This is a genomic window from Pseudomonas flexibilis (genome assembly GCF_000806415.1).
Classification (GTDB): Bacteria; Pseudomonadota; Gammaproteobacteria; order Pseudomonadales; family Pseudomonadaceae; genus Serpens; species Serpens flexibilis.
This window is the reverse complement of the sequence record NZ_JTAK01000006.1, coordinates 89,143-111,756: the sequence shown is the minus strand read 5'-3', so window position 1 is coordinate 111,756 and position 22,614 is coordinate 89,143. Positions and strand designations below refer to the sequence as shown.

Annotated in this window: 22 protein-coding genes; 14 read left to right on the top strand and 8 right to left on the bottom strand. The window is 64.1% G+C overall.

Features of this window, described 5'->3' with window-relative positions; genetic code table 11:
- Positions 1 to 18: 18 nt before the first annotated feature.
- Together trkA and PT85_RS14715 are read left to right on the top strand one after the other, a co-directional pair.
- The gene (gene trkA / locus PT85_RS14720; RefSeq protein WP_027588945.1) at positions 19 to 1,392 is read left to right on the top strand and encodes a Trk system potassium transporter TrkA; all 1,374 of its coding nucleotides are present in this window, start codon (positions 19 to 21) and stop codon (positions 1,390 to 1,392) included.
- Positions 1,393 to 1,422: 30 nt separating this feature from the next.
- Entirely contained in the window at positions 1,423 to 1,740 is a 318-nt protein-coding gene (locus tag PT85_RS14715; protein ID WP_039607101.1) for a tetratricopeptide repeat protein, read from the top strand.
- Between the two features lie 71 nt (positions 1,741 to 1,811).
- Here the strand turns inward: PT85_RS14715 and PT85_RS14710 are convergent, their stop codons facing one another.
- The 4 genes from PT85_RS14710 to PT85_RS14695 all read right to left on the bottom strand — a co-directional run bounded on the left by PT85_RS14710 (position 1,812) and on the right by PT85_RS14695 (position 4,414).
- The gene (locus PT85_RS14710) at positions 1,812 to 2,459 is read right to left on the bottom strand and encodes a 7-cyano-7-deazaguanine/7-aminomethyl-7-deazaguanine transporter (RefSeq protein ID WP_039562297.1); all 648 of its coding nucleotides are present in this window, start codon (positions 2,457 to 2,459) and stop codon (positions 1,812 to 1,814) included.
- Positions 2,460 to 2,534: 75 nt separating this feature from the next.
- Positions 2,535 to 2,822: a hypothetical protein gene (locus tag PT85_RS14705; RefSeq protein WP_039607100.1), complete on the bottom strand. Its 288-nt coding sequence runs from the start codon at positions 2,820 to 2,822 to the stop codon at positions 2,535 to 2,537.
- On the bottom strand, positions 2,819 to 3,706 hold the full coding sequence (locus PT85_RS14700; RefSeq protein WP_039607099.1) for a lysophospholipid acyltransferase: 888 nt from the start codon (positions 3,704 to 3,706) through the stop codon (positions 2,819 to 2,821). Before PT85_RS14700 ends, PT85_RS14705 begins: the two co-directional genes overlap by 4 nt.
- 147 nt (positions 3,707 to 3,853) lie before the next feature.
- A complete protein-coding gene (locus tag PT85_RS14695) occupies positions 3,854 to 4,414 on the bottom strand; it encodes a DNA-3-methyladenine glycosylase I (RefSeq protein WP_039562293.1) in 561 nt (186 codons plus the stop codon).
- A gap of 134 nt (positions 4,415 to 4,548) precedes the next feature.
- Between PT85_RS14695 and glyQ the strand changes: the two genes are divergently transcribed.
- The 7 genes from glyQ to PT85_RS14660 all read left to right on the top strand — a co-directional run bounded on the left by glyQ (position 4,549) and on the right by PT85_RS14660 (position 11,957).
- Positions 4,549 to 5,496 (top strand): glycine--tRNA ligase subunit alpha, encoded by a 948-nt coding sequence (gene glyQ, locus PT85_RS14690; protein WP_027588939.1) that lies wholly within the window; start codon positions 4,549 to 4,551, stop codon positions 5,494 to 5,496.
- Complete coding sequence (glyS, locus tag PT85_RS14685; RefSeq protein WP_039607098.1) at positions 5,496 to 7,550, top strand: glycine--tRNA ligase subunit beta; 2,055 nt, start codon at positions 5,496 to 5,498, stop codon at positions 7,548 to 7,550. Before glyQ ends, glyS begins: the two co-directional genes overlap by 1 nt.
- A gap of 51 nt (positions 7,551 to 7,601) precedes the next feature.
- Entirely contained in the window at positions 7,602 to 8,144 is a 543-nt protein-coding gene (gene gmhB, locus PT85_RS14680) for a D-glycero-beta-D-manno-heptose 1,7-bisphosphate 7-phosphatase (protein ID WP_039562287.1), read from the top strand.
- Positions 8,141 to 8,905, top strand: coding sequence for a lysophospholipid acyltransferase family protein (locus PT85_RS14675; protein ID WP_039607097.1), 765 nt, complete (start codon positions 8,141 to 8,143; stop codon positions 8,903 to 8,905). The genes gmhB and PT85_RS14675 overlap by 4 nt, the downstream gene beginning before the upstream one ends.
- Positions 8,906 to 8,961: 56 nt before the next feature.
- A complete protein-coding gene (locus tag PT85_RS14670) occupies positions 8,962 to 10,326 on the top strand; it encodes a diguanylate cyclase (RefSeq protein WP_039562283.1) in 1,365 nt (454 codons plus the stop codon).
- 71 nt (positions 10,327 to 10,397) lie between these two features.
- The gene (gene gstA, locus PT85_RS14665) at positions 10,398 to 11,012 is read left to right on the top strand and encodes a glutathione transferase GstA (RefSeq protein ID WP_039562281.1); all 615 of its coding nucleotides are present in this window, start codon (positions 10,398 to 10,400) and stop codon (positions 11,010 to 11,012) included.
- A 504-nt stretch (positions 11,013 to 11,516) separates the two neighbouring features.
- On the top strand, positions 11,517 to 11,957 hold the full coding sequence (locus PT85_RS14660; RefSeq protein WP_027588933.1) for a YqaA family protein: 441 nt from the start codon (positions 11,517 to 11,519) through the stop codon (positions 11,955 to 11,957).
- A gap of 61 nt (positions 11,958 to 12,018) precedes the next feature.
- On the opposite strand, the gene gyrB is transcribed toward PT85_RS14660, so the two are convergent.
- Genes gyrB through dnaA form a run of 4 tightly spaced genes read right to left on the bottom strand, consistent with a single transcriptional unit; the run spans position 12,019 to position 18,128 of the window.
- Positions 12,019 to 14,442, bottom strand: coding sequence for a DNA topoisomerase (ATP-hydrolyzing) subunit B (gene gyrB, locus PT85_RS14655; protein WP_027588932.1), 2,424 nt, complete (start codon positions 14,440 to 14,442; stop codon positions 12,019 to 12,021).
- On the bottom strand, positions 14,439 to 15,542 hold the full coding sequence (recF, locus tag PT85_RS14650) for a DNA replication/repair protein RecF (RefSeq protein ID WP_039607096.1): 1,104 nt from the start codon (positions 15,540 to 15,542) through the stop codon (positions 14,439 to 14,441). Before recF ends, gyrB begins: the two co-directional genes overlap by 4 nt.
- Positions 15,543 to 15,564: 22 nt before the next feature.
- The gene (gene dnaN, locus PT85_RS14645) at positions 15,565 to 16,668 is read right to left on the bottom strand and encodes a DNA polymerase III subunit beta (protein WP_039607095.1); all 1,104 of its coding nucleotides are present in this window, start codon (positions 16,666 to 16,668) and stop codon (positions 15,565 to 15,567) included.
- Positions 16,669 to 16,694: 26 nt separating this feature from the next.
- A complete protein-coding gene (dnaA, locus tag PT85_RS14640; RefSeq protein WP_027588929.1) occupies positions 16,695 to 18,128 on the bottom strand; it encodes a chromosomal replication initiator protein DnaA in 1,434 nt (477 codons plus the stop codon).
- A gap of 517 nt (positions 18,129 to 18,645) precedes the next feature.
- Between dnaA and rpmH the strand changes: the two genes are divergently transcribed.
- The 5 genes from rpmH to mnmE all read left to right on the top strand — a co-directional run bounded on the left by rpmH (position 18,646) and on the right by mnmE (position 22,530).
- The gene (gene rpmH / locus PT85_RS14635; protein ID WP_021702523.1) at positions 18,646 to 18,780 is read left to right on the top strand and encodes a 50S ribosomal protein L34; all 135 of its coding nucleotides are present in this window, start codon (positions 18,646 to 18,648) and stop codon (positions 18,778 to 18,780) included.
- Positions 18,781 to 18,797: 17 nt separating this feature from the next.
- Positions 18,798 to 19,190 carry a ribonuclease P protein component gene (gene rnpA, locus PT85_RS14630; RefSeq protein ID WP_082013092.1) on the top strand — a complete coding sequence of 131 codons (393 nt, stop codon included), beginning with the start codon at positions 18,798 to 18,800 and terminating at the stop codon, positions 19,188 to 19,190.
- Complete coding sequence (gene yidD / locus PT85_RS17835; protein ID WP_039562409.1) at positions 19,183 to 19,428, top strand: membrane protein insertion efficiency factor YidD; 246 nt, start codon at positions 19,183 to 19,185, stop codon at positions 19,426 to 19,428. Before rnpA ends, yidD begins: the two co-directional genes overlap by 8 nt.
- Positions 19,429 to 19,430: 2 nt before the next feature.
- The gene (yidC, locus tag PT85_RS14625; protein WP_027588927.1) at positions 19,431 to 21,095 is read left to right on the top strand and encodes a membrane protein insertase YidC; all 1,665 of its coding nucleotides are present in this window, start codon (positions 19,431 to 19,433) and stop codon (positions 21,093 to 21,095) included.
- 70 nt (positions 21,096 to 21,165) lie between these two features.
- On the top strand, positions 21,166 to 22,530 hold the full coding sequence (gene mnmE, locus PT85_RS14620; protein WP_027588926.1) for a tRNA uridine-5-carboxymethylaminomethyl(34) synthesis GTPase MnmE: 1,365 nt from the start codon (positions 21,166 to 21,168) through the stop codon (positions 22,528 to 22,530).
- Positions 22,531 to 22,614: the final 84 nt, after the last annotated feature.

The window sequence follows — 22,614 nt, the reverse complement described above, 5'->3', positions numbered from 1 at the left end:
TGCTAACGGAGCTAACAGGTGAAGATCATCATTCTCGGCGCCGGCCAGGTGGGTGGCACCCTGGCCGAGCACCTGGCCAGCGAGGCCAACGACATCACCGTGGTCGACACCGACGGCGACCGCCTGCGCGAGCTGGGTGATCGCCTGGACATCCGCACCATCCAGGGCCGCGGCTCGTTTCCCACCGTGCTGCGCCAAGCCGGCGCCGACGATGCCGACATGCTGGTGGCGGTGACCAACAGCGACGAAACCAACATGGTCGCCTGCCAGGTGGCCTACACCCTGTTCCACACGCCGACCAAGATTGCCCGCGTGCGCGAACCCGCCTACCTGACCCGCGCCGGGCTGTTCGACAACGAGGCCATCCCGGTCGACGTGCTGATCAGTCCCGAGCAGGTAGTGACCAACTACATCAAGCGCCTGATCGAATACCCCGGCGCCCTGCAGGTGATCGACTTTGCCGATGGCAAGGCCCAGCTGGTGGCCAGCAAGGCCTACTACGGCGGGCCGCTGGTCGGCCAGCAGCTCAAGGAACTGCGCGCCCACATGCCCGGCGTGGACACTCGGGTGGCGGCCATCTACCGGCGCAACCGGGCCATCGTGCCGCGCGGCGACACGGTGATCGAGGCCGACGACGAGGTGTTCTTCATCGCCGCGCGCGGCAACATCCGCGCGGTGATGAGCGAGCTTCGCCGCCTGGAAGACAGCTACCGGCGCGTGGTGATCGCCGGCGGCGGCAACATCGGCGAGCGCCTGGCCGAGGCCATCGAAAGCCGCTACCAGGTGAAGATCATCGAGAAGAGCCCGGCGCGCTGCCGGCATCTCTCGGAAGTGCTGGACAGCACCATCGTGCTGCAGGGCAGCGCCTCGGACCGCGACCTGCTGCTGGAAGAGAACATCAACGACGCGGACATGTTCCTGGCGCTGACCAACGACGACGAGGCCAACATCATGTCCTCGCTGCTGGCCAAGCGCCTGGGCGCGCGCAAGGTGATCACCCTGATCAACAACACCGCCTACGTGGACCTGGTGCAGGGCGGCGAGATCGACATCGCCATCAGCCCGCAGCTGGCCACCATCGGCACGCTGTTGACCCACGTGCGCCGTGGCGATGTGGTCAGCGTGCACTCGCTGCGCCGGGGCGCCGCCGAGGCCATCGAGGCCATCGCCCATGGCGACGCCAAGTCCAGCAAGGTAGTGGGGCGGCGCATCCGCGATATCGCCCTGCCGCCGGACACCACCATCGGCGCGGTGATCCGCGACGAGGAAGTACTGATCGCCCACGACGACACCCTGATCGAGTCCGGCGACCACGTGATCCTGTTCCTGATGGACAAACGCCATATCCGCGATGTGGAACGGCTCTTCCAAGTGGGGTTGGCATTCTTTTAAGGTGAGCGGGTCCGCACGGAGACCGCCGTCATGCTCGCATCGCTGGAAAACATGCTCGCCAAGGGAATCGACAACCCGCTGCTGCGCTTCGGGCTCGGCAAGGGCTATCTGGATGCCGGCGATCCGGCCAGGGCCGCCGAGCATCTGCGCCGCTGCGTGGCGCAGGACCCCAAGTATTCCGCCGCCTGGAAGCTGCTGGGCAAGGCGCTGCAGGCCAGCGGCGACCTCGACGGCGCGCGCCAGGCCTGGCAACAGGGCCTGCAGGCGGCGCAGGGTCACGGCGACAAGCAGGCCGAGAAGGAGATGACGGTGTTCCTGAAGAAGCTGGACAAGCCGGCGCGCTCGTAAACAGCGCCGACCGCCCTACACGGAGACGCACCGTAGGGTGGGCAACGCACAGCGTTGGCCACCACCAGCGATTACACCGTGGCCGGGCGCCCCGGCAGCAGTCGCATCAGCGCGTTGAGCAGCATGCCGTAGAGCGGCACGAACAGCGCCAGGCTGATGGCCAGCTTGATCACATAGTCCACTGCGGCGATCTCCACCCAGTTGGCCGCCATGAATGCATTGCTGCTGTTCCAGAAGGCCACCGAAAAGAACACGAAGGTGTCCACCAGCGTGCCCAGCGTGGTCGAGGCGGCGGGCGCCACCCACCACTGGCGCAGACGACGCAGGCGGTCGAACACCTGGATGTCCAGCCACTGGCCGACCACATAGGCGGCGAAGCTGGCCAACGAGATGCGCAGCACGAAGTCGTTGAACTCCAGCAAGGCCGCGACGCCGCGGTAGGTGCCTTCCTGGAACAGCACCGAGACCCCATAGGAGACCAGCAGCGCCGGCAGCATGACCCGGGCAATCACCCGCCGCGCAACCTGCTTGCCGAGCAGACGCACGGTGAGGTCGGTGGCCAGGAAGATGAACGGGAAACTGAAGGCGCCCCAGGTGGTGTGCCAGCCGAACAGGCTGACCGGGATCTGCACCAGGTAGTTGCTGGCGATGATGATGAGGATGTGAAACGCGATAAGCACGGCCAGCGCACGCTGGACCGCCAGGGTAGGCAACGGCATCGGATGATCCTTTTTTTGACCTGGGGTGAGGGAACCCATGAAGCCCGCTTGGGGCGGGCGGCATTCTAGCGGCTTTCAGCCGCGCGCGTCATCGAGGATGAACAGCAGACCGGCGCCGCGCTCGTCGGTACGCTGAATCTCCATCTCCAGCACCGGAGCGGGGGATGGCAGTCCCTGGATCTGCGCCTTCAGGCGCGTACCCACCGGCAGCCTGACCAGCTCGTGCAGCTCCACATAGACACCCACGGCGGACACGTCACGGGTATGGGCGTCCTTTTCACCGAAGCTCTCGTGCCAGACGCGGATATGCCAGTAGAGCGGCGTACGCGAATGGCGACGGCGGTCGCCGCTGACAGCAGTCAATACCACTTCGCCTCACCCTCGGGGCGTTGCTTGAAGCGCTTCATGGTCCACATGTACTGGTCCGGGTAGGCGCGCACATAACGTGCGATGACCTCGCTCTGCGCCGCCACGGCGGTTTGTGCATCTTCGCTGTACATGGCCTCCGGAGCGGCTTCCATGATCACCTTGAAACCGGAGCCGTCGGGCATACGCACCGCATGCAGGAACAGCGCCTCCGCCTTGTGGCCGCTGATCATGCCGTGCACGAACTTGCTGGTCAGCGCCTGGGTGCCCAGGAAGGGCACGAACAGACCGCTGCTGCGGCTCGGCTCCGGATCGGCCGGAATGCCGGCCTGCCCGCCACTGCGCACTTCCTTGATCACGCTGAGGATGCCTTCCTTGGTGGAAGGTGCCACGCGGTTGCCCATCTGGGTGCGCTGCGCGGCCAGCAGGTCATCGAGCGCCTGGATCTTCGGCGGACGGTAGAAAATGATCGGCTTGCAGTGCGAGCAGTAGAAGTGGTTGAGCACTTCCCAGTTGCCCAGGTGGCTGGTGATGCCGACCACGCCCTTGCCCGAGGCCAGGGCCCGCTCGAGGACGTCGAGACCCTCCACTTCACGCACCTTCTGCAGCGTGCGCTGCGGATGCCAGATCCAGGCGCAGGCGCTTTCGGTGAAGGTCTTGCCAATGGCTTTCAGCGTGTCGCGCAGCAGGGCTTCCCGGGCGGCCGGGTCAAGCTCCGGGAAACAGCGTTCAAGGTTGATGCGCGCCACCTCGCGGGAGCGGTTCGGCAGGCGATACATGAGTACGCCCACGGCGGAGCCCAGCGCCTGCACGGCGCGCCAGGGCAACAGGGCCAGCAGCTTCAGGAAACCGACTGCCAGGGCTCCCTTGATTCTTTCCACACGCGTTTCCTCTCTACAGGAATGGCATTTCGTCATCACGAAACGTTCATTGCAAAAAAATGGCCAGCCGCTATCAGGCCGGGGCGGCAAGGATCATTCACAGGGGCATCCCGCGCAAGCGCAATCCGGGTCGGGAAGGCTCGCCGACTAGCGCGGCGGCTGGCTGAGCTCGGCGTGACGCGGGCAATCCACGACATGGTCCATCACCATGCCGGCCGACTGCATCAGCGCATAGCAGATGGTCGGCCCGACGAAGCTGAAGCCGGCCTTCTTCAAGGCCTTGCTCATCGCCTCGGCCTCGGGGGTGTGTACCGGCACCTCGCCGATATGCGCAGGGCGGTTGATTATCGGCGTGCCGCCGACGAACGACCACAGCCAGTCGGCGGGTGCGTCGATGCGCAGCCAGGCGCGGGCGTTGCCACGCACCGCCTCCAGCTTGCGGCGATTGCGGATCAGGCCAGGATCCTGCAGCAGACGCAGGATGTCCTCGTCACTGAAATTGGCCAGACGCTGCGGGTCAAAACCGTGCAGTACCTGACGAAAATAGTCACGCCGGCGCAGCACGGTCAGCCACGACAGTCCCGCCTGGAAACCTTCCAGGATCAGCAATTCGAACAGCACCGCCGGATCGCGCTGGGGGACGCCCCATTCGCGGTCGTGGTAGGCGATGTAGATCGGATCGTCAGTGCACCAGGCGCAGCGTGGCATCGGTGTTTCCTAGCATCGAGGGCCGGTCATTCGGATATACTTTGCGGCTTTGAACGTCGTCAAAGCGCCTGTCGGATCCACCAGGCTTCATCCGGCCGGGACGCTTCTCCCCGCATCAGCACAGGTGAAATTCCGTGAGCCAGACTACGCCCGCCGTGCGCACCTTCCAAGACCTGATCCTGGCCCTGCAGCAATTCTGGGCCGAACAGGGCTGCGTGATCCTGCAGCCCTACGACATGGAAATGGGCGCCGGCACCTTCCACACCGCCACCTTCCTGCGCGCCATCGGTCCGGAAACCTGGAACGCCGCCTACGTGCAGCCGTCCCGCCGGCCGACCGACGGTCGCTACGGCGAGAACCCCAACCGCCTGCAGCACTACTACCAGTTCCAGGTGGTGCTCAAGCCCAACCCGGCCAACATCCAGGAGCTGTACCTGGAATCGCTGCGCCGCATCGGCGTGGACACCTCGGTGCATGACATCCGCTTCGTCGAGGACAACTGGGAATCGCCGACCCTGGGCGCCTGGGGCCTGGGCTGGGAAGTCTGGCTCAACGGCATGGAGGTGACCCAGTTCACCTACTTCCAGCAGGTGGGTGGGGTGGAGTGCTACCCGGTGACCGGCGAGATCACCTACGGCCTGGAACGCCTGGCCATGTACCTGCAAGGCGTGGATTCGGTGTACGACCTGGTCTACTCCGACGGCCCGTTCGGCAAGGTCACCTATGGCGACGTGTTCCACCAGAACGAGGTGGAACAGTCCACCTACAACTTCGAACACGCCAACGTCGACAAGCTGTTCGAGCTGTTCGACCACTACGAGTCCGAGGCCAACCGGCTGATGGAGCAGCAGCTGCCGCTGCCCGCCTACGAAATGGTCATCAAGGCCTCGCACAGCTTCAACCTGCTGGACGCGCGCCGCGCCATCTCGGTGACTGCCCGCCAGCAGTACATCCTGCGTGTGCGCACCCTGGCGCGGAACATCGCCCAGAGCTACCTGCTGGCCCGCGCCCGCCTCGGCTTCCCGATGGCCACCCCCGCACTGCGTGACGAAGTCCTGGCCAAGCTGAAGGAGGCCGAATAATGAGCGCACAAGATTTTCTGGTCGAACTGGGCACCGAAGAGCTGCCACCCAAGGCGCTCAAGAGCCTGGCCGAAGCCTTCCTGGCCGGCATCGAGAAGGGCCTGAAGGACGCCGGCCTGGCCTATGCCACTGCCTGCTACTACGCCGCGCCGCGCCGGCTGGCCGTGCAGGTCAGCCAACTGGCCGTGCAGCAACCCGACCGTGAAGTGAACCTCGATGGCCCGCCGGTGCAGGCCGCCTTCGACAAGGACGGCAACCCGACCCAGGCCGCCCTGGGCTTTGCCCGCAAATGTGGCGTGGACCTCGCGGAGATCGACCGCAGCGGCGCCAAGCTGCGCTTCTCCCAGCGCATCGCCGGCCAGCCCGCCGTGGCCCTGCTGCCGGACATCGTCGAAGCGTCGCTCAATGCCCTGCCGATCCCCAAGCGCATGCGCTGGGCCGATCGCAAGGAAGAATTCGTGCGTCCGACCCGCTGGCTGGTGATGCTGCTCGGCGACAGCGTGGTCGAGTGCGAGATCCTTGCCCAGAAGGCCGGCCGCACCTCGCGCGGGCATCGCTTCCATGCCAACCACGACGTGCGCATCAGCCGTCCGGACAGCTACGTGGAAGATCTGCGCAGCGCCTACGTGCTGGCTGATTTCGCCGAGCGCCGCGCGCAGATCGAATCCCGCGTCGCCGAACTGGCCAAGGCCGAGAACGGCACCGCCATCGTGCCGCCGGCACTGCTGGATGAGGTGACCGCGCTGGTCGAGTGGCCGGTGCCGCTGGTCTGTTCCTTCGAAGAACGTTTCCTGGCCGTGCCGCAGGAAGCGCTGATCTCCACCATGCAGGACAACCAGAAGTACTTCTGCCTGCTGGATACCCACGGCAAGCTGCTGCCGCGCTTCATCACCGTGGCCAACATCGAATCGAAGGACCCGGCGCAGATCGTTTCCGGCAACGAGAAGGTGGTGCGTCCGCGCCTCACCGACGCCGAGTTCTTCTTCAAGCAGGACAAGAAGCAGAAGCTGGAAAGCTTCAACCAGCGCCTGGCCAACGTGGTGTTCCAGGCGCAGCTGGGCACCGTGCTGGACAAGGCCGAACGCGTCTCGGCGCTGGCCGGTTTCGTCGCCGAACGCATCGGTGGCAATGCGGACAACGCCCGCCGCGCCGGCATCCTCTCCAAGTGCGACCTGGCCACCGAGATGGTCGGCGAGTTTCCGGAAATGCAGGGCATCGCCGGCTACTACTACGCCAAGCATGACGGCGAAGCCGACGACGTCGCCCTGGCGCTCAACGAGCAGTACATGCCGCGCGGCGCCGGCGCCGAGCTGCCGCAGACCCTGACCGGCGCTGCCGTGGCGGTGGCCGACAAGCTGGATACCCTGGTCGGCATCTTCGGTATCGGCATGCTGCCCACCGGCTCCAAGGACCCCTACGCCCTGCGCCGCGCCGCCCTCGGCGTGCTGCGTATTCTCATCGAGAAGCAACTGGACCTGGACCTGGTCGAAGCCGTCGAGTTTGCCGTCGCCCAGTACGCCGACAAGGTCAAGGCCGCCGGCCTGGCCGAACAGGTACTGGAGTTCGTCTTCGACCGTCTGCGCGCTCGCTACGAGGACGAAGGCATCGACGTCTCCACCTACCTGTCGGTGCGCGCCGTGCAGCCGCGTTCCGCGCTGGACTTCGACCAGCGCGTGCAGGCCGTGCAGGCGTTCCGTGCGCTGCCGGAAGCCGGCTCGCTGGCCGCGGCCAACAAGCGCGTGTCCAACCTGCTGAGCAAGCAGGAAGGCCAGCTTCCAGCCGCTGTCGAGGCCCGCTATTTCGACCACTCCAGCGAGTTCTCGCTGAATGCTGCCATCCAGCATGCCCTGCAGGACGTACAGCCGCTGGCGGCCGCGCGCTGCTACCGCGAGGCGCTGGAGCGTCTGGCCAAGCTGCGCGAGCCGGTGGACGCGTTCTTCGATCAGGTGCTGGTCAATGCCGAGGACGCCAGCGTGCGCGCCAACCGCTATGCCCTGCTGGCGCAGCTGCGCGGCCTGTTCCTGGGCGTGGCGGACATCTCGCTGCTCGGCTAGGTGACGATCGGGCTTCAGGCACCCCCTGAAGCCCCTCTTCGAGGCTGCTGTATGAAGCTGATCATTCTTGACCGCGACGGCGTCATCAACCAGGACTCCGACGACTACGTGAAGAGTCTGGAAGAGTGGGTTCCGATTCCCGGCTCGATCGAGGCCATCGCCCGACTCAGCCGAGCCGGCTGGACGGTGGCGGTAGCCACCAACCAATCCGGGCTGTCCCGCGGCTATTTCAGCGCGCAGACCCTGGACGCGATGCACCAGCGCCTGCGGCGGCTGGTGGAAGAGCAGGGCGGCGCGATCGCCCTGATCGAACACTGTCCTCACGGTCCGGACGACGCCTGCGATTGCCGCAAGCCGCTGCCCGGCCTGTTCCGGCGCATCGCCACGCATTTCCGCCTGAGCGACCTGCGCGGCGTCCCCGCGGTGGGCGACAGCCGCCGCGATCTGGAAGCCGGCCTGGCCCTCGGTGCCGATCCGTTCCTGGTGCGCACCGGCAAAGGCCAGCGCACGCTGGAGAAGCCGCTTCCATCCGGCACACAAGTCTTTGATGACCTGGCCGCCGTGGCCGACCATTTGCTGGAAACCCGTCCATGAGCGCAACGCAACGCCTGAGAACCGTGGTGTTCTATCTGCTGCTGTCGGCCAGCGCCTTTGTGTGGGGCACCGCCAGCCTGGTCATCGCGCCGCTGCTGCCGTTTCGCCAGCGCTACCGGATCATCGTGCAGAGCTGGTGCCGGCTGGCGATCTGGCTGGCCCGCTCCCTGGTGGGTATCCGCTATGAGGTGCATGGGCTGGAGAACATTCCCGAGCGCCCCTGCGTGATCCTTGCCAAACACCAGAGCACCTGGGAAACCTTCTTCCTGTCCGGGCTGTTCAGTCCGCTGAGCCAGGTGCTCAAGCGCGAACTGTTGCTGGTGCCGTTCTTCGGCTGGGCCCTGGCGCTGATGCGCCCCATCGCCATCGACCGCGACAATCCCAAGCTGGCCCTCAAGCAGCTGGCCAAGCAGGGACATGAGCACCTGATGCGCGGCAACTGGGTGTTGGTATTCCCGGAAGGCACCCGCGTGCCGGTAGGGGAAACCGGCAAGTTCTCCCGCGGCGGTTCGGCGCTGGCCGTCAACGCCGGTCTGCCGGTGCTGCCCATCGCCCACAATGCCGGCCACTGCTGGCCCAAGCAGGGCTGGGCCAAACACCCCGGTACCATCCAGGTGTTCATCGGCCCGCCCATGTACGCCGAAGGCGAAGGCCCGCGCGCGATCAGCGAGCTGAATCAGCGTGCCGAACGCTGGATCGGTGAGCGCATGGCCGAGATCGATCCCCCTCGTGCTGTCAGCAGCGCCTCGCTGGCCAACTGACGGTCTACCCCGTATTCCGGGCCGGCGTTGCCGGCCCCGCCTTGATCCGTGCTCCCATGAATGAAGAACTTCTCGCGCAAGAATGGCAGGCACTGATCCGCCAATACGCCGATGCCCTGCCGATTCTCCAGTCTCTGGCCGAGACGCACCGCGTCGCGCTGGCCCGCGAATTCTACGAACAGATGCTGGAAAACCCCGGCTCCTCTCCCTACCTCAGTCATGAGCAGGTACGTACCCAGCTGAGCAGTTCGCTGCAGCGCTGGATCATCAACGTGTTTGCCGCCCAGCAGACGGAACAGGTGATCGAGTGCATTCGCCTGCAGCAGCACGTCGGCAAGGTGCACGCACGCATCGAGGTGCCGGTGTCCCTGGTGCTGCGCGGCGCCCGCCAGCTGAAGACCCACCTTTCCCGGCTGCTCATGGACAGCGGCCTGGACGATCACGCCCAGCACGCCGCCACGCGCCTGGCCTGCCAGTTGATCGATCTGACCATGGAGATCATGAGCCAGGCCTATTCGCTGTCCCACGACCGCAACTCGCGTGCCGAAGAGGCCTACCGACTGTTCTCGGTGTCGCAGAACCTGGGCACGGAGAAGGAGCGGCAACGCGGCGCACTGCTGGACTGGGAGAACCAACTGATGTTTGCCCTGGCCACCGGCCAGCAGGCCAGCTATCTGCCGAAGCTCAGCGATTCGGAGTTCGGCCTGTGGTTTCGCCACAAGGCCTCGCACGCCTTCCAGGGTTCGCCGGAGAGCACGTCCATCCTCACCTACATCCGTGCCATCGATGCCCAGCTGGAGGATTTGCGCAGCCAGGAACACGGCGGGCGCAGCGATCTGCCCATCGATCTGCTGCGCCAGATCCGCGAGCAGACCAAGTCGATCCGATTCCTGCTCGACAGCCTGTTCGAGCAGGCCAACGACCTGGAGGCCGGCCGTGATGCACTCACCCACCTGCTCAACCGCAAGTTCCTGCCGGTGGTGATGAGCAAGGAGGTGCTCTACAGCCGACAGAGTGGCCATAGCTTCGCGGTGCTGCTGATCGACGTGGACCACTTCAAGCAGATCAACGACACCTACGGACACGAGGCCGGGGACCAGGCGCTGCAGCAGATTGCCGGCCTGCTGACCAGCAACACGCGCGGCGGCGACTATGCCTTCCGCCATGGGGGCGAGGAGTTCCTGCTGGTCCTGGTGGACATCGAGCCGACACGCGCCTTGCAGGTGGCCGAGAGCCTGCGGCAGCGCATTGCCTCCGAATCGTTCCGCATCGGCGGCCAAGTACTTCAGCTCAGCGTCAGCATCGGTGTGGCGGTACACGACGGCCATCCGGACTACCAGCGCCTGCTGCGCCGTGCCGATCAGGCGCTGTACCAGGCCAAGCGCGACGGTCGCAATCGCAGCGTTCTACTGGCAAGCTGAACGGTGCCCTGCCCGGGTGTGGAACCAGGGCAGGGCTGCGACGCCATTTCCAACCTGCATAGGATTCCATCATGAAGCTCTACTACGCCCCGGGCGCCTGCTCGCTTTCTCCGCACATCGTGCTGTGCGAGCTGGGTCTCGATCACCAGCTGGAAAGGGTCGACCTGCGTACCCAACCGCACCGCACCGCCTCCGGTGAGGACTTCAGCCAGATCAACGCCAAGGGTTACGTGCCCGCGCTGCGCCTGGACGATGGTGAACTGCTGACCGAAGGCCCGGCGATTGTCCAGTACCTGGCTGACCAGAAGCCCGACGCCGGCCTGCTGGCTCCGGCGGGCAGCCTGGCCCGGGCGCGTGCTCAGGAGTGGCTGAACTACATCGCCACCGAACTGCACAAGAACTTCGGCGCGCTGTTCCGTCCAGGCACTGCGGAGGAGGTCAAGGAGGCCGCTCGCGCCACGATCGCCCAGCGCCTGACCTATACCGCCGATGCCCTGCAGGGACGTGATTATCTGGTGGGTGACCGCTTCGGTGTCGCCGATGCCTACCTGTTCGTGGTGCTGGGCTGGTGCCAGTTCCTGGCCGTCGATCTCGCGCCCTATCCGGCGCTGCAGGCATTCCAGCAGCGCATCGCCGCACGCCCGGCGGTACAGGCTGCACTCGAGGCCGAAGGGCTGCTCAAGTAACCCCCACCGGAGGATTTTGCGCGCGCAGCAAAAAGGGGAGCCTGAGGCTCCCCTTGAACATTCAACTGCGTATCTTTGCCTGCCCCCGGCCTTGTTGTTGTTATGGCCGTTGGTGTCTGTTGCTGACGGCTCCCACATGGAGCCAAGAGCGAACGTATTTTTTTGACTGCGGGTGTCGGCTACTTCAACCGGTACCGGGCTGCTGCCTGAAGCGACAGTCCGTTCTTTCCCGGGCACCTACAGCCACGTCAAAAGAATCTGTTTGCTACGTCCCTGCCGTCTTGTCGTTGTTATGTCAGAGGCGTTGACTGTTGTTGTTATTGAGTTCGGGTTTGTCATTGTTGTTGTGAGTGTCATTAGGCCTGTTAACCACCTCAGTCGGCTATAAGACCTAAGTCCATGATTTTCCGTGGGTTGCCGGCGACGCTTCGGTTACCCTGCCGTGCCTTTTCCCAGAGACATGTTTCTCATGCGCCGTTTTCCCCGCTACGCAGTGCCCACACGATGATCGAAGCCGGCGCCTACAGCGGGTTATTTCTTGCGGCCCTCGGAGCGGCAACCCTGCTGCCCCTGCAATCCGAAGCCCTGCTGGTGGCACTGCTGCTGAGCGGGCAGTATTCAATCGTCGCCTTGCTGGGGATCGCAACCGCCGGCAACGTGCTGGGCTCCTGCCTGAATGCGCTGCTGGGTCGTTCTCTGCAACACTGGCAGCACAAACGCTGGTTCCCTGTCAGCCCCCAGCAGTTGGAACAGGCCCGCCAGCGCTATCAACGCTACGGCCGCTGGAGCCTGCTGCTGAGCTGGCTCCCAATCATCGGCGATCCGCTGACGGTCATTGCCGGCGTGATGCGTGAGCCTTGGTGGAGCTTCCTGTTACTGGTCCTGGTCGCCAAGGGTGCGCGCTACCTGATGCTCACCGGCCTCACCCTTGGCTGGATGGGCTAGGGCTCTTTCGCGGCAAAAAAAAACCCGGCGCAGGCCGGGTTTTTTTCATCGTCTGCAGGTGTTAGACGTCCAGATTCGACACCGCCAGGGCATTGGCCTCGATGAAGTCGCGGCGCGGCTCCACGGCGTCGCCCATCAGGGTATTGAAGATCTGGTCGGCGGCAATGGCGTCCTCGATGGTCACCTTGAGCATGCGCCGGGCGGCCGGGTCCATGGTGGTTTCCCACAGCTGATCCGGGTTCATTTCGCCCAGGCCCTTGTAGCGCTGCACGCTGTAGCGCTTGCTGGTTTCCGCCATCAGCCAGTCCATGCCTTCCTTGAAGGTGCTAACCGCCTTGCGCCGCTCGCCACGCTTCACATACGCGCCTTCCTCGAGCAGGTTGCCCAGCTTCTCGCCCAATGCCACGACGCTCTTGTAGTCGTTGCTGGCAAAGAAGTCGCGGTTGAAGGTGATGTAGTGCGACAGGCCGTGGGACTTGATCTCCACCTCCGGCAGCCAGAAACCGCGCTCGCGGTCCTCGCGCAGCTGCAGCTGGTAGGTGGCCTGGCCCGAGCGTTCCTCGGCCTTCAGGCGCTCACGCAGCCCATCCAACCAGCCCTGCATGGCGCTTTCGCTGGCGAACTGCTCCAGGCCGATGGCCGGCAGGTACATGAAGTGTTCAGTGAGCTCCTGCGGATACAGGCGCGACAGGCGCTTGAGGGTCTTCATCACCGCGCGGTAATCGTTGACCAAGGCTTCGAGGGCCAGGCCGGAAATGCCCGGCGCGTTCTCGTTGACGTGCAGGCTGGCATCCTCAAGGGCGGTCTGGGTCATGTACTCCTCCATGGCCTCGTCGTCCTTGATGTACTGCTCCTGCTTGCCCTTCTTGACCTTGTACAGCGGCGGCTGGGCGATGTAGACGTAACCACGCTCGATCAGCTCCGGCAGCTGCCGGAAGAAGAAGGTCAGCAGCAGGGTACGGATGTGGGCGCCGTCGACGTCGGCGTCGGTCATGATGATGATGTTGTGGTAACGCAGCTTGTCGATGTTGTACTCGTCGCGGCCGATGCCGCAGCCCAACGCGGTGATCAGGGTGCCCACTTCCTGGGAGGAAAGCATCTTGTCGAAGCGCGCCTTCTCCACATTGAGGATCTTGCCCTTGAGCGGCAGGATCGCCTGGGTGCGCCGGTTGCGGCCCTGCTTGGCGGAACCGCCGGCGGAGTCACCCTCCACCAGGTAGAGCTCGGACAGCGCGGGGTCCTTTTCCTGGCAGTCAGCCAGCTTGCCCGGCAGGCCGGCGATGTCCAGGGCGCCCTTGCGACGGGTCATTTCCCGGGCCTTGCGCGCGGCCTCGCGAGCCCGTGCGGCATCGATCATCTTGCCGACCACCGCCTTGGCGTCGTTGGGGTTCTCCAGCAGGAAGTCAGCGAAGAACTTGCCCATTTCCTGTTCCACCGCAGTCTTCACTTCCGAGGACACCAACTTGTCCTTGGTCTGCGAGCTGAACTTGGGATCCGGCACCTTCACCGAGATGATCGCGGTCAGGCCTTCACGGGCATCGTCGCCAGTGGTGGAAATCTTGAACTTCTTGGCCAGGCCCTCGGCCTCGATGTAGTTGTTCAGATTGCGTGTCAGCGCCGAGCGGAAGCCCGCCAGGTGGGTGCCGCCATCACGCTGCGGAATGTTGTTGGTGAAGCACAGGATGTTTTCATTGAAGCCGTCGTTCCACTGCAGGGCCACTTCTACGCCCACACCGTCCTCTTCGCGCTGCACGGTGAAGTGGAACACGCTGTTGACTGCGGTCTTGTTGGTGTTCAGGTATTCGACGAAGGCCTTCAAGCCGCCTTCGTATTTGAAGAGTTCTTCCTTGCCGCTGCGTTCGTCGCGCAGCACGATGCCGACGCCGGAGTTGAGGAACGACAGCTCGCGCAGGCGTTTGGCCAGGATGTCCCAACTGAAATGGATATTGCGGAAGGTCTGCGCGGACGGCTTGAAGTGGATCTGCGTGCCAGTGCCCTCGGTTTCGCCCACTGCGGCCAGAGGCGCCTGCGGCACGCCATGCACGTAGGTCTGCTCCCACACTTTTCCGGCACGCCGAATGGTCATCACCAGCTCTTCGGAGAGCGCATTGACCACCGAGACGCCCACGCCATGGAGACCGCCCGAGACCTTGTAGCTGTTGTCATCAAACTTACCGCCAGCATGCAGCACGGTCATGATGACCTCGGCAGCCGAAACGCCTTCTTCCTTGTGGATATCCACAGGAATGCCCCGCCCGTTGTCGCGGACGGTGATCGATTCGTCGGTATGAATGGTAATGGTGATTTCGGAGCAGTAGCCGGCCAGGGCTTCATCGATGGAGTTGTCCACCACCTCGAACACCATATGGTGCAGACCGGTGCCATCGTCGGTATCGCCGATGTACATACCGGGGCGTTTGCGCACTGCATCCAATCCCTTCAGCACCTTGATACTGGAGGAGTCGTAGGTGTTTTGTTCGCTCATGCTTCACTCCGATAGTCTTGGGTGATTCGACCATGTTCCACGTGGAACATGGCAACCGGCGTATCCGTGCGCCAGCCATCCTTCAATACGTGGGGTTCGACGCAGGTGATGAATACCTGGCACTGCAACTCTTCAAGGAGGCGACACAACGCCATCCGGTGACGCTCGTCCAGCTCCGAGGGCAGGTCGTCTACCAGATAGAGGCAACGACCCTGTTTGGCCTGATTGAGCAGATGCCCCTGGGCTATGCGCAAGGCGCACACCACCAGCTTCTGCTGACCGCGGGATAGAATGTCTGCCGCATTGTGGCCCTCCAGGCGCAAACGCAGATCGGCGCGCTGAGGACCTGCCTGGGTGTGGCCGAGCGACATGTCTCGCTGCAGGCTGCTCTCCAGCACTTCCTCCAGCTCGCGATCCTTGTCCCACCCTCGGTAGTAGCTGAGGGACAGCCCGGGAAGGTCCAGCAGCTGGGCCAGCGTGTTCTCGAAAACCGGTTTCAGGGAGTGGAGATAAGCGCGTCGATAGGTGTCGATTTCTCGGCTTGCCAGGCACAGCTCCCGGTCCCAGGCAGCCTGCGCAACGGCGTCCAGTCTACCATGCCGAAGCCACGAATTCCGCTGCCTGAGGGCCTTTTGCAGGCGTTGCCAGCTGCCTAGGAAGCGAGGTTCCACGTGGAACACTCCCCAATCCAGGAACTGGCGGCGTACCTTGGGCGCGCCCTCAAGCAGCCGGAAACTGTCCGGATTGATCAGCTGCAACGGCAGCGCTTCGGCCAACTGCGCGGCACTGCGTGCATTCTGTCCGTCGATACGGATCTGCAGCTCGCCGTTTCGTTCACGGCCGAGGCCCAAGCTGCTGCAGCCACCCTCGGCAAGCTGGATCTCACCAAAAACAGTCAGGGCGCTATGCTCGGCCTGAATGACGGGCTGCAGGCGCGGACTACGAAAGGACCGCGCCATGCCCAGCAGATGGATAGCCTCGAGCACGCTGGTCTTACCGCTGCCGTTGGCACCGTGGAGGATGTTGATACGGGGGGAAGGCTGCAGGGTCACCGGCTGCAGATTGCGCACGCCGGTGACCATCAGACGAAGCAGGGACACTTCGAAAAGGCAGGTGCGCGTATTACAGGCGCATCGGCATGACGACGTAGGAAGAGTCGTCGTTGTCGGCTTCCTGCACCAGCGCACTGCTGTTGGCATCGGAGAGCACCAGGCGCACCTGCTCCGCACTCATCACACCGAGCACATCCAGCAGGTAGCTGACGTTGAAGCCGATCTCCAGAGGCGAGCCCTGGTATTCCACTACCACTTCTTCCTCGGCCTCTTCCTGCTCCGGGTTGTTGGCCTGCAGCTTTAGCAGGCCATTCTCCAGCTGCAGCCGGATGCCACGGTACTTTTCGTTAGAGAGGATGGCAGTGCGACTGAACGCTTCGCGAAGCTGCTGGCGGTCGCCGATCGCCACCTTGTCGCCGCCACGGGGCAGCACGCGCTCATAGTCGGGGAACTTGCCGTCGACCAGCTTGGACGTAAAGGTGAATTCACCGGTGGTGGCGCGGATATGGTGCTGGCCCAGGGTGATAGCCACTTCGCCGTCCTGATCGGTGAGCAGGCGGGCCAGCTCGAGAATCCCCTTGCGTGGCACGATGACCTGATGGCGGTCGCCATGAGGAATACCGGCATTCAGGGCACACATGGCCAGACGATGCCCATCGGTGGCCACGGCGCGCAGCACACCGGCATTGACCTCCAGCAACATGCCGTTGAGGTAATAGCGCACGTCCTGCTGGGCCATGGCAAAGCCGGTCCGCTCGATCAGCCGACGCAGCTTGCTTTGTGCAACGCTGAAACCCAGCGAACCGGGACCTTCCTCGACGCTGGGAAAATCGTTGGCGGGGAGGGTAGAGAGCGTGAAGCGGCTGCGGCCGGATTTGATCAGCAACTTCTGATCATCGACGCGCATGTCGATCAGCGCATCGCTGGACAGGCTCTTGCAGATATCCATCAGCTTGCGCGCCGGCACGGTGATCTCCCCCGGCTCGGCTGGCTCCTCCAGGCTGACGCGGCCAACCAGCTCCACTTCCAGGTCGGTACCGCTCAGAGACAGCTGCTGGCCCTGAACCACCAGCAGAACGTTGGAAAGCACGGGCAGCGTCTGACGGCGCTCAACGACGCCGGCCACCAGTTGCAGGGGTTTCAACAGGGCTTCGCGTTGAATGGTGAAATGCATGGTGGGTTCCTTGCGAACAGGTGGAATCAGGTGGTCAGCGTGCGCAGCAGGTTCTTGTAATCCTCACGGATGTCCGCGTCGGATTCCTTGAGCTCGGCAATCTTACGGCAGGCGTGCAGGACCGTGGTGTGGTCTCGCCCACCGAACGCATTACCAATCTCCGGCAGGCTGTGATTGGTCAGCTCCTTGGACAGCGCCATGGCCACCTGTCGTGGCCGGGCGATGGAACGCGAGCGTCGCTTGGAGAGGAGCTCGGTCAGCTTGATCTTGTAGTACTCGGCCACGATGCGCTGGATGTTGTCGATGCTGACCAGCTTGTCCTGCAGGGCGAGCAGGTCCTTCAGCGACTCGCGAATGAGCTCGATGCTGATCGGGCTGTTGGTGAAATGCGAGTGAGCAATCACGCGCTTGAGTGCCCCTTCCAGCTCACGGACGTTGGAGCGGATGCGCTGCGCGATGAAGAACGCGGCGTCATGGGGCAGCTCGATACGCGTCTGCTCGGCCTTCTTCATCAGGATCGCCACGCGAGTTTCCAGCTCGGGCGGCTCGACCGCCACCGTGAGGCCCCAGCCGAAGCGCGATTTCAGCCGCTCCTCCAAACCCTCGATTTCCTTGGGGTAGCGATCGCTGGTCAGGATGACCTGCTGACCACCTTCCAGCAGCGCGTTGAAGGTGTGGAAGAACTCCTCCTGGGAGCGCTCCTTCTTGGCAAAAAACTGGATATCGTCGATCAGCAGCGCATCCACCGAACGGTAGAAACGCTTGAACTCGTTGATGGCATTGAGCTGCAGCGCCTTGACCATGTCGGCCACGAAACGCTCGGAATGCAGGTAGACCACCTTGGCATTGGGATTCTTCTTCAGGAGGTGGTTACCCACCGCGTGCATCAGGTGCGTCTTGCCCAGGCCGACCCCGCCGTACAGAAACAGCGGGTTGTAGCCGTGCTTGGGATTGTCGGCCACCTGCCAGGCGGCCGCCCTCGCGAGCTGGTTGGACTTGCCCTCGACGAAGTTCTCGAAGGTGAAGGTGCGATTAAGGTAGCTGGTGTGCTTGAGCGCACCTTCCACCTGGACGTTGCGCTCGACCACCCGGCTGGGCGCCGGCGGCGGAGCAACCATTGGGGCCTCGACTGCAGGCGCCGGCATCGCATCGATGGCCGGCGCAGGAGCCGCAGCAGCCACCGGCCGCGGCGCAGTGGCAGCTGGGCGAGCACTGCGGCGAGCACCGATCAGCAACGACACGGCGGGCGACAGGCCATTCCCACGCTCACCGAGCAGCTCGATCAGACGACCCAGGTACTTTTCATTGACCCAGTCGAGCACGAAGCGATTGGGCGCATACACGCGCAGCTCATCGGCATCCCCTTCGACCTGCAGCGGGCGAATCCAGGTGTTGAATTGCTGGGCCGGCAGCTCATCGCGAAGCAGTTCCACACACTGCTGCCATAGTTCCACAGACACGGATACCCCCAAGCCTCGAAGGCGTAAAACATGGTCGCCAAACAAGCGGGCATTGTAGCGAGCAGGGGGGATGTTATCCACAACAAACAGGGCGATCGCCGCGCCGGCGAGCCGATGGGTCAGGCGCAACGCAGCTGTGCGCCAATCTGTTGATAAACCAAGGGATACTTCTGTGGGCAAGCCACCGGATAACGATCGGGAAAAATCGGGTGTGGGTAAGCTGCCATTCCATCCACCGCTTATCCGCAACCCGTGCACCGGAACGCCAACGCTTATCCGCTGACCTATACAGCGCCGCAAGCCCTAGAACAGACGGCTTAGGCAAGGTTATCCACAACAGTCTCGGCGACCAATACATAACGACATAAACAATCTTTTCCTCAAAAGTACCTATTCCTTTTCTTCAGACGAGCCGGGGCTGGCTGGAAATTGACCTGCCCCCTCGCTTTCTCTAGAATTGCCGGTCTCTTAAAACGGGGGCCACTCCCGGCCCGTAGTGACCACCAGGTAATCCATCATGAAACGCACTTTCCAACCCAGCACCCTGAAGCGCGCTCGCGTCCACGGTTTCCGCGCCCGCATGGCCACCAAGAACGGCCGTGCTGTCCTGTCGCGTCGTCGCGCCAAGGGCCGCAAGCGTCTGACCGTCTGACCACAGCAGCACTCGTGGTGAGCCGAAGTTTCGGTCGGGAAAAGCGCCTGCTCAAACCCCGACAGTTCAAAGCAGTCTTCGACTCACCCAGCGGTAAGGTCGCGGGCAGGAACGTTCTGCTCCTCGCCCGCGCAAACGGTCTGGATCACCCCCGCCTCGGGCTGGTGATCGGCAAGAAGAGCGTCAGGCTCTCGGTCGAGCGCAACCGTCTGAAGCGCCAGATCCGCGAAACATTCCGCCAGCAGCAGTGCGATCTGGCTGGCTGGGATGTCGTGGTCGTGGCCCGCAAGGGCCTCGGCGACCTGGACAATCCGGAGCTTGCCGGCCAGTTCATCAAGCTCTGGAAGCGTCTTGCCCGGCTGCCACGCCCCCAGGACGGTTCCCATGCCCCACAGCTCGCGGATGCGTAAACTGGTCGTCGCACCGATCCGGTTCTATCGCTACGCCATCAGTCCCATGATGGCCAGCCACTGTCGTTTCTATCCGTCCTGTTCCTGCTACGCGCTGGAAGCCATCGAGCAGCATGGCGTTCTGCGCGGCGGCTGGCTGAGCCTGCGCCGACTTTCCCGCTGTCACCCGTGGAACCCGGGCGGTTACGACCCGGTTCCACCCGCTTCCTCTCCCCGACCCCCTTCGATGGCCGAGTAACCATGGATATCAAACGTTCGATATTGCTCGTCGCCCTGGCAGTCGTCTCCTATCTGCTGGTTCTGCAGTGGAATGAGGACTACGGCCAGGCGGCACAGCCGCCGGCACACAGCTCCATTGCCGCCAACCCCGCCAGCGATCTGCCGGATACCACGCAGAGCAACACGGCGCACGACGATGTGCCCGTGGCGGAGCAGGCGCAGCCGCAACCCAGCCAGGTGGCCGATGCCGCCGGTGCCGACCAGCTGATCCGTGTCAGCACCGACGTGCTGGAACTGGCCATCAGCCCGGTCGGTGGCGATATCGTCCAGTTGAGCCTGCCGAAGTACCCGCGCCATCAGAAGAACCCCGATGTACCGTTCCAGCTGTTCGACAATCGCAACGGCAGCACCTATCTGGCCCAGAGCGGTCTGCTCGGCAACAACGCGCCGGATAGCAGCAGCGGCCGGGCGCGCTGGAGCGCGGAATCGCGCCAGTACCAGCTGGCCGAAGGTCAGGACCGTCTGGTGGTCGACCTGACCTACGCCGACCAGGGCATCAGCTACACCAAGCGCTTCACCTTTACCCGCGGCAGCTATGACCTGAAAGTCGAGTACCTGGTCGACAACCAGAGCGGCCAGGCCTGGCGCGGCACCCCGTACGCGCAGCTCAAACGCGACGGCAGCGCCGATCCGTCTTCGACCACCGCCACGTCGGCCACCTACCTCGGCGCGGCGATCTGGACCCCCGAGGAGAACTACAAGAAGGTCTCCATGGGCGACCTGGACGACAAGCCGCTACGCACTACCGTGCAAGGTGGCTGGGTCGCCTGGCTGCAGCATTACTTCGTCACCGCCTGGATTCCGCCGGCCGACAGCAGCAACGGCGTTTACGGCCGCAAGGACAGCCAGGGCAACTACATCGTCGGCTTCACCGGCCAGGCACTCGACGTCCCCGCCGGCAGCCAGGGCGCAACCGGCATGACTCTCTACGCCGGTCCGAAGATCCAGGAAGACCTCAAGGCCCTGGCCCCTGACCTGGACCTGACCGTCGACTACGGCATCCTCTGGTTCCTCGCCCAGCCGATCTTCTGGCTGCTGGAGCTGATCCACGACGTGCTGGGCAACTGGGGCTGGTCGATCGTGGTGCTGACCCTGATCATCAAGCTGATCTTCTTCCCGCTCTCGGCGGCCAGCTACAAGTCCATGGCCCGCATGCGCGCCGTGTCGCCCAAGCTGCAGGCGCTCAAGGAGCAGTACGGTGACGATCGCCAGAAGATGTCCCAGGCGATGATGGAGCTGTACAAGAAGGAGAAGATCAACCCGCTGGGCGGCTGCCTGCCGATCCTCGTGCAGATGCCGGTGTTCCTGGCCCTGTACTGGGTGCTGCTGGAAAGCGTGGAGATGCGCCAGGCGCCGTGGATCCTGTGGATCACCGACCTGTCGATCACCGACCCGTACTTCATCCTGCCGATCATCATGGGCGTGACCATGTTCATCCAGCAGCAACTCAACCCGACGCCGCCGGACCCCATGCAGGCGCGCGTGATGAAACTGCTGCCGATCATCTTCACGTTCTTCTTCCTGTGGTTCCCGGCTGGTCTGGTGCTGTACTGGGTGGTCAACAACGTCCTGTCCATCGCCCAGCAGTGGTACATTACCCGGCAGATCGAGGCCGCGGCCAAGTAAGCCGGCGCCATTCGCCAAACCCTGCAAACGCCCCGTTCTCGGGGCGTTTTGCATTGTGGAGAAACGTTCCATGCACAGCCGTGACACCATTGCCGCCGTCGCCACCGCCCAGGGTCGTGGAGGGGTCGGCATCGTGCGGGTTTCCGGGCCGCTGGCCCTGTCGATCGCCGAGGCGCTCAGCGGCCGCACGCCGCGCCCGCGGCACGCCCACTACGGGCCCTGGCGCGACGCCGAGGGCCAGGTGCTGGACGAGGGCATCCTGCTGTTCTTCCCCGGCCCGCATTCGTTCACCGGCGAAAACGTGCTGGAGTTGCAGGGGCATGGCGGGCCGGTGGTGCTCGATCTGCTGCTGGATCGCTGCCTGGCACTCGGCGCGCGGCAGGCGCGTCCGGGCGAGTTCAGCGAGCGCGCCTTCCTCAACGACAAGCTCGACCTGGCCCAGGCCGAGGCCATTGCCGACCTGATCGAGGCCAGCTCGGCCCAGGCGGCGCGCAACGCCCTGCGCTCGCTGCAGGGTGAGTTCTCGCGGCGCGTGCACGAGCTGAGCGAACAACTGATCCAGCTGCGCATCTATGTGGAAGCGGCCATCGACTTCCCCGAGGAGGAAATCGACTTCCTCGCGGATGGCCACGTGCTGCGCCAGCTGGAAGCCATCCGCGCCTACCTGGCCGAGGTACAGCGCACGGCCGGGCAGGGCGCGTTGCTGCGCGACGGCATGACGGTGGTGATCGCCGGCCGCCCCAATGCCGGCAAGTCCAGCCTGCTCAATGCCCTGGCCGGCCGCGAGGCGGCGATCGTTACCGACATCGCCGGCACCACCCGCGACCTGCTGCGCGAACATATCCACATCGATGGCATGCCGCTGCACGTGGTGGATACCGCCGGGCTGCGCGACACCGAGGATCAGGTGGAGCGTATCGGTGTGGAACGCGCGCTCAAGGCTATCGAGGAGGCCGACCGCATTCTGCTTCTGGTCGACTCCAGCGCTGCGGAGGCCGACGATCCCTTTGCGCTGTGGCCGGAATTCCTGGACAAGCGCCCGGCACCCGAGCGGGTCACCCTGATTCGCAACAAGATCGACCTGAGCGGCGAGCCGGCCGGCCTCCAGCAGGGCGCCGATGGCCATGTCACCCTGAGCCTGTCGGCACGCAGTGGCGCCGGTCTGGACCTGCTGCGCGAGCATCTGAAGACCTGCATGGGTTATCAGCAGACCGCCGAAAGTGGCTTCAGCGCACGCCGCCGGCACCTGGAAGCCTTGCATCAGGCAGCCGCCCACCTGGATCACGGGCATGCCCAGCTGACCCTGGCCGGCGCCGGCGAGCTGCTTGCCGAGGATCTGCGTCAGGCGCAGCAGGCACTGGGCGAGATCACCGGTGCGTTCAGTTCCGACGATCTGCTGGGACGCATCTTTTCCAGTTTCTGCATCGGCAAGTGACCCGCAAACCCTGTGCACAACTGCCTGTGAACCCGGTCGATAAGCCTGGGGATTGGCCACTGGAAAACGCGCTTGTGGATAGAT

Excerpts from the sequence above, each read along its gene's own strand:
- rpmH (WP_021702523.1), top strand. The coding sequence starts at position 18,646 with ATGAAACGCACTTTCCAACCCAGCACCCTGAAGCGCGCTCGCGTCCAC.
- gmhB (WP_039562287.1), top strand. The coding sequence starts at position 7,602 with ATGAAGCTGATCATTCTTGACCGCGACGGCGTCATCAACCAGGACTCC.
- yidD (WP_039562409.1), top strand. The coding sequence starts at position 19,183 with ATGCGTAAACTGGTCGTCGCACCGATCCGGTTCTATCGCTACGCCATC.
- PT85_RS14710 (WP_039562297.1), bottom strand. The coding sequence starts at position 2,459 with ATGCCGTTGCCTACCCTGGCGGTCCAGCGTGCGCTGGCCGTGCTTATC.
- mnmE (WP_027588926.1), top strand. The coding sequence starts at position 21,166 with ATGCACAGCCGTGACACCATTGCCGCCGTCGCCACCGCCCAGGGTCGT.
- dnaN (WP_039607095.1), bottom strand. The coding sequence starts at position 16,668 with ATGCATTTCACCATTCAACGCGAAGCCCTGTTGAAACCCCTGCAACTG.
- gyrB (WP_027588932.1), bottom strand. The coding sequence starts at position 14,442 with ATGAGCGAACAAAACACCTACGACTCCTCCAGTATCAAGGTGCTGAAG.
- glyS (WP_039607098.1), top strand. The coding sequence starts at position 5,496 with ATGAGCGCACAAGATTTTCTGGTCGAACTGGGCACCGAAGAGCTGCCA.
- PT85_RS14670 (WP_039562283.1), top strand. The coding sequence starts at position 8,962 with ATGAATGAAGAACTTCTCGCGCAAGAATGGCAGGCACTGATCCGCCAA.
- PT85_RS14695 (WP_039562293.1), bottom strand. The coding sequence starts at position 4,414 with ATGCCACGCTGCGCCTGGTGCACTGACGATCCGATCTACATCGCCTAC.
- PT85_RS14660 (WP_027588933.1), top strand. The coding sequence starts at position 11,517 with ATGATCGAAGCCGGCGCCTACAGCGGGTTATTTCTTGCGGCCCTCGGA.
- yidC (WP_027588927.1), top strand. The coding sequence starts at position 19,431 with ATGGATATCAAACGTTCGATATTGCTCGTCGCCCTGGCAGTCGTCTCC.
- PT85_RS14715 (WP_039607101.1), top strand. The coding sequence starts at position 1,423 with ATGCTCGCATCGCTGGAAAACATGCTCGCCAAGGGAATCGACAACCCG.
- gstA (WP_039562281.1), top strand. The coding sequence starts at position 10,398 with ATGAAGCTCTACTACGCCCCGGGCGCCTGCTCGCTTTCTCCGCACATC.
- PT85_RS14675 (WP_039607097.1), top strand. The coding sequence starts at position 8,141 with ATGAGCGCAACGCAACGCCTGAGAACCGTGGTGTTCTATCTGCTGCTG.